7 protein-coding genes and 1 riboswitch are annotated in these 7,156 nt (G+C 69.6%); of the genes, 1 reads left to right on the forward strand and 6 read right to left on the reverse strand.

Going from position 1 to position 7,156, the window contains the following annotated elements; translation table 11 throughout:
- Positions 1-818, reverse strand: an 818-nt coding sequence (locus tag AB0O67_RS35695) for a DJ-1/PfpI family protein (RefSeq protein ID WP_365459742.1), incomplete at its 3' end; no start/stop codon positions are given.
- A gap of 93 nt (positions 819-911) precedes the next feature.
- On the opposite strand from AB0O67_RS35695, the gene AB0O67_RS35700 reads away from it, so the two are divergent.
- On the forward strand, positions 912-1,154 hold the full coding sequence (locus tag AB0O67_RS35700) for a hypothetical protein (RefSeq protein ID WP_365459745.1): 243 nt from the start codon (positions 912-914) through the stop codon (positions 1,152-1,154).
- Here the strand turns inward: AB0O67_RS35700 and AB0O67_RS35705 are convergent.
- The 5 genes from AB0O67_RS35705 to AB0O67_RS35725 all read right to left on the reverse strand — a co-directional run bounded on the left by AB0O67_RS35705 (position 1,067) and on the right by AB0O67_RS35725 (position 7,155).
- On the reverse strand, positions 1,067-2,080 hold the full coding sequence (locus AB0O67_RS35705; RefSeq protein ID WP_365459748.1) for a ribonucleotide-diphosphate reductase subunit beta: 1,014 nt from the start codon (positions 2,078-2,080) through the stop codon (positions 1,067-1,069). The genes AB0O67_RS35700 and AB0O67_RS35705 overlap by 88 nt on opposite strands.
- Positions 2,080-4,443 carry a ribonucleoside-diphosphate reductase subunit alpha gene (locus tag AB0O67_RS35710; RefSeq protein WP_365459751.1) on the reverse strand — a complete coding sequence of 788 codons (2,364 nt, stop codon included), beginning with the start codon at positions 4,441-4,443 and terminating at the stop codon, positions 2,080-2,082. Before AB0O67_RS35710 ends, AB0O67_RS35705 begins: the two co-directional genes overlap by 1 nt.
- A gap of 122 nt (positions 4,444-4,565) precedes the next feature.
- A riboswitch (cobalamin riboswitch) is annotated at positions 4,566-4,743 on the reverse strand.
- A 16-nt stretch (positions 4,744-4,759) separates the two neighbouring features.
- Entirely contained in the window at positions 4,760-5,266 is a 507-nt protein-coding gene (locus tag AB0O67_RS35715) for a GNAT family N-acetyltransferase (protein ID WP_365459754.1), read from the reverse strand.
- A 108-nt stretch (positions 5,267-5,374) separates the two neighbouring features.
- Positions 5,375-6,985, reverse strand: a complete 1,611-nt coding sequence (mctP, locus tag AB0O67_RS35720; protein WP_365459757.1) for a monocarboxylate uptake permease MctP — start codon at positions 6,983-6,985, stop codon at positions 5,375-5,377.
- Positions 6,982-7,155, reverse strand: a complete 174-nt coding sequence (locus tag AB0O67_RS35725; RefSeq protein WP_365459760.1) for a DUF3311 domain-containing protein — start codon at positions 7,153-7,155, stop codon at positions 6,982-6,984. Before AB0O67_RS35725 ends, mctP begins: the two co-directional genes overlap by 4 nt.
- Between the last annotated feature and the right edge of the window lies 1 nt (position 7,156).

Consider the following 7,156-nt stretch of genomic DNA (forward strand, 5'->3'; position numbering starts at 1 on the left):
AGCAACCGCTGGGCCAGCAGCACCCGTTGGCGCAGGATCCAGCGGTACGGAGTGGTCCCCGTCTCCTGCTGGAAGCGGCGGGCGAAGGTGCGCGGTGACATCAGGGCGCGGCCGGCGAGCTGCTCGACCGTGACCTCCTGGTCGAGGTTGCGCTCCATCCAGACCAGCACCTCGGCGACCGCGTCGCCCTCGGAGCGGGGCAGCGGACGCTCGATGTACTGGGCCTGCCCGCCGTCCCGGTGCGGCGGCACCACCATCCGCCGGGCGATCTTGTTGGCCACCTCCGGCCCCTGCTCCTTGCGCACGATGTGCAGGCACGCGTCGATGCCCGCGGCCGTACCGGCGGAGGTGATCACCGGGTCCTCGTCGACGTACAGCACGTCCGGCTCGACGACCGCCCGCGGATACTGCCGCTCCAGCTCGTCGGCGTGCCGCCAGTGCACGGCACAGCGGCGTCCGTCCAGCAGCCCGGCGGCGCCGAGCACGAAGACGCCGGAGCACACGCTGAGCACCCGCGCGCCCCGCCCGACGGCCCGGCGCAGGGCGTCGAGCAGGTCGGGCGGGAAGGTCCGCGTCTCGTAGCACGAGCCGGCCGGTACGGCGATCAGGTCGGCCGTCTCCAGGCGGTCCAGCCCGTGCTCGACCCGCAGGGAGAAGCCGGCGCCCGACCGCAGCACCGGTCCCTCGGCGGAGGTGACGGCGAAGTCGTACACCGGCAGGCCGTCGTCGCTCCGGTCGATACCGAAGACCTCGCAGACCACGCCTAGTTCGAAGGGGTTCACGCCGTCGACGAGGACGGCGGCCACGTTCTCCAGCATGTCCCCAGTCTGCCTCAGCGGTGGCAGTAAATCGAGGGTCTACGGCAGTCCTGCCACTGTCGGTAAGGAGCGTCCGGCGCGACAGTGGTGTTCATGAACACGAACCAGATCGAAGCACTCATCGGAATGCTGGCCGTCGCGGGGCTCTTCGTGATCATGGTCCTCCCCGCGCTCATCGGTCTCGCGCGCGAGCGGCGCGTGGACCGCGAGATCAGGGAGGCCCAGGACCAGCTCGGGGACAAGGAGGATCAGAAGTCCTCGTCCAGGTCGACCGTGCCCTCCACGGCCACCTGGTACGCCGAGGGGCGCCGCTCGAAGAAGTTGGTCAACTCCTGAACCCCCTGGAGCTCCATGAAGGAGAAGGGGTTCTCGGAGCCGTAGACCGGAGCGAAGCCGAGGCGCGTCAGGCGCTGGTCGGCGACGCACTCCAGGTACTGCCGCATCGAGTCGGTGTTCATGCCCGGGAGGCCGTCACCGCACAGGTCGCGCGCGAACTGCAGCTCGGCCTCGACGGCCTCCCGGAGCATGTCGGTGACCTGCTGCTGGAGCTCGTCGTCGAAGAGCTCCGGCTCCTCCTTGCGGACGGTGTCGACCACGTCGAACGCGAAGCTCATGTGCATGGTCTCGTCGCGGAACACCCAGTTGGTGCCGGTCGCCAGGCCGTGCAGCAGGCCCCGGCTGCGGAACCAGTAGACGTACGCGAAGGCGCCGTAGAAGAACAGGCCCTCGATGCACGCGGCGAAGCAGATCAGGTTGAGCAGGAAGCGGCGGCGGTCGGCCTTCGACTCCAGGCGGTCCAGCTTCTCGACCTCGTTGATCCACTTGAAGCAGAACTCCGCCTTCTCGCGGATGGACGGGATGCTCTCGACGGCGTCGAACGCCGCCGCCCGGTCCTCCGGGTCGGGGAGGTAGGTGTCCAGCAGGGTCAGATAGAACTGGACGTGCACGGCCTCCTCGAACAGCTGGCGGCTCAAGTAGAGCCGGGCCTCGGGGGAGTTGATGTGCTTGTACAGCGTCAGCACCAGGTTGTTCGCCACGATCGAGTCGCCCGTCGCGAAGAACGCCACCAGGCGGCCGATCAGGTGCTGCTCCATCGGGGACAGCTTCGCGAGGTCGGCGACGTCCGAGTGGAGGTCGACCTCCTCCACGGTCCAGGTGTTCTTGATGGCGTCCCGGTAGCGCTCGTAGAAGTCCGGGTAGCGCATCGGACGCAGAGTCAGCTCGAAGCCGGGGTCGAGAAGGTTCTGGGAACGGGTGGACATCACTGGCAGGCCTCGCAGGACTCGGGGTTTTCCAGGGAGCAGGCGACCGCTTCGGGGTCCGGGGTCGCCTGGACGGGGATGGTGGCTTGCGCCTGGGCCGCGCGGGCGATGCGGGTCGCGGGGCGGGAGCGCAGGTAGTACGTCGTCTTCAGGCCCGACTTCCAGGCGTACGCGTACATCGAGGAGAGCTTGCCGATGGTCGGCGTCTCCAGGAACAGGTTCAGCGACTGGGCCTGGTCGAGGTACGGGGTGCGCGCGGCAGCCATGTCGATCAGCCCGCGCTGCGGCAGCTCCCACGCCGTGCGGTACAGCTGCCGTACGTCCTCCGGGATCCAGGCGAAGTCGTGCACCGAGCCGTTCGCCTCGCGCAGCGCCTCACGGGTGCGGGCGTCCCAGACGCCGAGGGCCTTCAGCTCCTGCACCAGGTAGGAGTTGACCTGGAGGAACTCGCCGGACAGCGTCTCGCGCTTGAAGAGGTTCGACACCTGTGGCTCGATGCACTCGTAGACACCGGCGATCGAGGCGATCGTGGCGGTGGGCGCGATGGCCAGCAGCAGGGAGTTGCGCATGCCGACCGCGGCGATCCGCTCGCGCAGCGCCGCCCAGCGCTCCGGCCAGGTCGGCTCGACGCCGTAGTGGTCGGGGTGCAGCACGCCCCGTGCGGTACGGGTCTTGTCCCAGGCGGGCAGCGGGCCGTTGCGCTCGGCGAGGTCGGCGGACGCCTCGTACGCGGCGAGCATGATCCGCTCGGCGATCCGGGTGGACAGCGCCTTCGCCTCGGGTGAGTCGAAGGGCACCCGCAGCTTGAAGAAGACGTCCTGCAGGCCCATCGCGCCGAGGCCGACGGGGCGCCACCGGGCGTTGGAGCGGCCCGCCTGCTCGGTCGGGTAGAAGTTGATGTCGACCACGCGGTCGAGGAAGGTCACGGCGGTGCGGACGGTGGCGTCCAGCCGCTCCCAGTCGATGCCGCCGTCAACGACGAACGCGCCCAGGTTGACCGAGCCCAGGTTGCAGACGGCCGTCTCGCCGTCGTCCGTGACCTCCAGGATCTCCGTGCAGAGGTTCGAGGAGTGGACGACGTGGCCCGGCTCGGCGGTCTGGTTGGCGGTGCGGTTGGCGGCGTCCTTGAAGGTCATCCAGCCGTTGCCGGTCTGCGCGAGGGTGCGCATCATCCGGCCGTACAGCTCACGGGCGGGAAGCGACTTCTTCGCCAGGCCCTTCCTCTCGGCCTCGCGGTAAGCCGCGTCGAACTCCTCGCCCCACAGGTCGACCAGTTCGGGCACGTCCGACGGCGAGAACAGCGACCACGGCGCGTCCGCGTTCACCCGCCGCATGAACTCGTCCGGGATCCAGTGCGCGAGGTTGAGGTTGTGCGTGCGGCGGGCGTCCTCACCGGTGTTGTCCCGCAGCTCAAGGAACTCCTCGATGTCGGAGTGCCAGGTCTCCAGGTAGACGGCGGCCGCACCCTTGCGCCGGCCACCCTGGTTCACGGCGGCGACCGAGGCGTCCAGCGTCTTCAGGAACGGGACGATGCCGTTGGAGTGACCGTTGGTGCCGCGGATCAGGGAGCCGCGGGAGCGGATCCGGGAGTACGAGAGGCCGATGCCGCCGGCGTGCTTGGAGAGCCGGGCGACCTGGTGGTAGCGCTCGTAGAGGGAGTCCAGCTCGTCCTTGGGGGAGTCCAGCAGGTAGCAGGACGACATCTGGGGGTGCCGGGTGCCGGAGTTGAAGAGGGTGGGGGACGAGGGGAGGTAGTCGAGGCGGCTCATGAGCCCGTAGAGCGCGGCGACTTCGTCCAGCGACCGGGTGGTGTCGTCCTCGGCGAGACCCGCGGCGACGCGCAGCATGAAGTACTGGGGCGTCTCGACGACCTTGCGGGTGATCGGGTGCCGGAGCAGGTAGCGGCTGTGCAGGGTGCGCAGGCCGAAGTAGCCGAAGCGGTCGTCGGCGTTCCGGTCGATCAGGGTGTCCAGGCGGTCGGCGTGCAGGCGCACGAACGCGGCCGTACGGTCGGCGATCAGCCCTTCCCGGTGCCCCACGGCGACGGACTCCGTGAAGGACGTGACGCCCTGGGAGGCGGCCTCGGCGGCGATGGAGCCGGTCAGCAGCCGCGCGGCGAGACGGGAGTAGGCGGGGTCCTCGGAGATCAGGCCGGCGGCGGCCTCCGTGGCCAGCTCCCGCAGTTCGCTCTCGTCCGCCCGGGCGGAACGGCCACGCAGCGCGGCGGCGGCGACCCGGCCGGGATCGGCGTCGGGGAGGTCGGCGGTCAGCTCGGTCAGGGTCCGCAGCAACGCGGTTCCGGGACCGTCGGGTTCCACTTCCACCGTTGTCGCTGCGGCCGGTTCGGCTGGCGCGATGGTCACGTGGGGCTCTCCCTCGCTCGGCACGGGGCCTTGCGGAGGGCAGGGGGCAGCACACGAGCGCACAGGGCGTCGCGTCCACCGGCCCATTCCACGAGACCCGGACGTCAGGGCGCCCGAGCCGGACGGCCGGGCGCGCTGTCGGCAGGTCCTCGGACTGACCAGGCGGGCACCCCCTTTTCAGGGCGGACACACGCAAGTACACCGTTGCGGGACAGTTCCGGATTCGCACCGGATTCCCCTGCGGCGACAGCGAGCATGAGCATACATCTAGTGCCGGGTGCCGACGGCACCCCCATATGTTGTGTCGCCGATGACTTCAGAGCGTCAACTGGTAGGTGAGAAGCGTGATGTCGTCGAGGTCCGGGAGGGGGTTCCAGTCGCGCTCCGGGGTGCGGGTGAAGCCCAGTCGTTCGTAGATGCGGTGGGCGCTGCGCATGGTCCGCTGGGTCGACAGGACGATCCCGGTGCAGCCCTCGACGGCGCGGGCGCGGTCGAGACAGGCGCGCACGAGGGCCTCGCCGACGCCTCGGCCGCGGGCCTCCCGGGCGACGGCGAGCATACGGATCTCGGCCTCCGAGGGGCCGGCTATGTCGGCCATGGGGCCGCCGGACGGGACGAAGGTGACGCCTCCCAGGACACGTTGGCGCTCGACGGCCACGAGTACCTCCGCGGCGGCGGCGCGCTTGGCGACGTCTCGCAGTTCGCCGAGGTACTCGTCGTGCTCGCCGAAGTCCAGAAGGCCGTCCTGGAGGTAGGCCTGCGCGGTGATCTCGCCGAGACCGGCGAACTCGGCGTGGCGCGCGGGGCGGATTTCGATGTCCATGGGGGGAGTGTGTACGACAGCGGGCCGCCGTGTGGCTCAGTGCCGGCGGCCCGCTGCGGGTTGTCCGTGGGCTGGTCGTGCAGTCCCCGCGCCCCTACGGGGCGCGTCTCAGTGGGCGGCTCCCGCCGTCGCCGGCGGCAGCTCCACCTGGACTCCCGGGTCGCCGGCGTCCGCCGTGTAGTCCCCGGGCTTCGTCTCGTCGACGCCCTCGGGGGCCTTCACGGCCTTCAGGACGAAGGTGAGGACCACCGTGACCACCAGGTTCAGGACGAACGCCGTGAGGCCGATGTACCCGATCTCGCCGATGCCGGGGATCTCCGCCGAGGAGCCGCCGAAGTGCTTCTGCGTCGGGGAGGCGACGCCGTACGCCGCGACCGTGCCGTAGGTCATGCCGACCGCCCAGCCTGCCAGCAGCGCCCAGCGGTGGAACCAGCGGGTGAACAGGCCGCCGACCAGGGCGGGCATGGTCTGCAGTATCCAGATGCCGCCCAGCAGCTGGAAGTTGATCGCGACCGTCTTGTCCATCCCGAGGACGAAGACGAGGGCGCCGACCTTCACCAGCAGGGACACCAGCTTGGAGACCTTGGTCTCCTGCGCGGGCGTGGCGTCCGGCTTGAGGAAGTCCTTGTAGATGTTGCGGGTGAAGAGGTTGGCCGCCGCGATCGACATGATGGCCGCCGGGACCAGCGCGCCGATGCCGATCGCCGCGAACGCGACGCCGGTGAACCAGTCCGGGAACATGGTCTCGAACAGCTGGGGGATCGCCAGCTGGCCGTTCTCGACCTTGATGCCGGCCGCGATCGCCATGAAGCCGAGCAGGCCCAGCAGGCCCAGCATCAGCGAGTACAGCGGCAGGATCGTGGAGTTGCGGCGGATCACGTCCCGGCTGCGGCTGGACAGCACGGCCGTGACGCTGTGCGGGTACATGAACAGGGCGAGCGCCGAGCCCAGTGCCAGCGTGGCGTACGTCCACTGCGAGGCGGCGGTCGGCACCAGTCCGCCCGCACCGGCCTCCGTGTACTTGTCGTTCGCCGCGGCGAAGATGTCGTCGAAGCCGCCCAGCTTGATCGGGATGTAGATGATGGCGACGGCGATCACGATGTAGATCAGCGCGTCCTTGACGAACGCGATCAGGGCCGGCGCCCGCAGACCCGACGAGTACGTGTACGCGGCCAGCACACCGAAGGCGATCAGCAGCGGCAGGTCCTTGATGAACCAGTTGGTGTCCTCGCCGCCGCCGATGCCCATCACGTCCAGCACGGCCTGGATGCCGACCAGCTGGAGGGCGATGTACGGCATGGTCGCGAGGATGCCCGTGACCGCGACCGCGAGGGAGAGCCCCTTGGAGCCGAAGCGGCCGCGGACGAAGTCCGAGGTGGTGACGTAGCCGTGCTTGTGGGAGACCGACCACAGCCGCGGCAGGAAGACGAACATCATCGGGTAGATGAGGATCGTGTACGGCACCGCGAAGAAGCCGGCCGCGCCCGCCGCGTAGATCGCCGCCGGTACGGCGACGAAGGTGTACGCCGTGTAGAGGTCGCCGCCGAGCAGGAACCAGGTGATCCAGGTGCCGAAGGACCGGCCGCCCAGGCCCCACTCGTCGAGGCTGTGCTCGTTCTCGGCCTTGCGCCAGCGCGCGGCCAGGAAGCCCATCACCGTGACGGCGAGGAAGAAGAGGATGAATACGGCGAGTGCGACGCCGTTCACACCGTCCTTCATGCTCCGGCACCCCCCTGCGTCTTGCGGGCGCGCTGGTCACGCTGCCACAGCCAGTAGGCGGTCATGGTGAGGGCGGTGGAGATCACGACCCAGGCCATCTGGTACCAGTAGAAGAACGGGATGCCGATGAAGGTCGGGTCCGTCTTCGCGTACGAGCCCACCCAGAGCATG

Origin of the sequence: Streptomyces sp. NPDC086077 (assembly GCF_040686175.1) — a bacterium.
Classification (GTDB): domain Bacteria; phylum Actinomycetota; class Actinomycetes; order Streptomycetales; family Streptomycetaceae; genus Streptomyces.

Coding starts and splice junctions, on each gene's coding strand:
- mctP (WP_365459757.1), bottom strand. CDS start 6,985: ATGAAGGACGGTGTGAACGGCGTCGCACTCGCCGTATTCATCCTCTTC.
- AB0O67_RS35705 (WP_365459748.1), bottom strand. CDS start 2,080: ATGTCCACCCGTTCCCAGAACCTTCTCGACCCCGGCTTCGAGCTGACT.
- AB0O67_RS35700 (WP_365459745.1), top strand. CDS start 912: ATGAACACGAACCAGATCGAAGCACTCATCGGAATGCTGGCCGTCGCG.
- AB0O67_RS35725 (WP_365459760.1), bottom strand. CDS start 7,155: ATGCTCTGGGTGGGCTCGTACGCGAAGACGGACCCGACCTTCATCGGC.
- AB0O67_RS35715 (WP_365459754.1), bottom strand. CDS start 5,266: ATGGACATCGAAATCCGCCCCGCGCGCCACGCCGAGTTCGCCGGTCTC.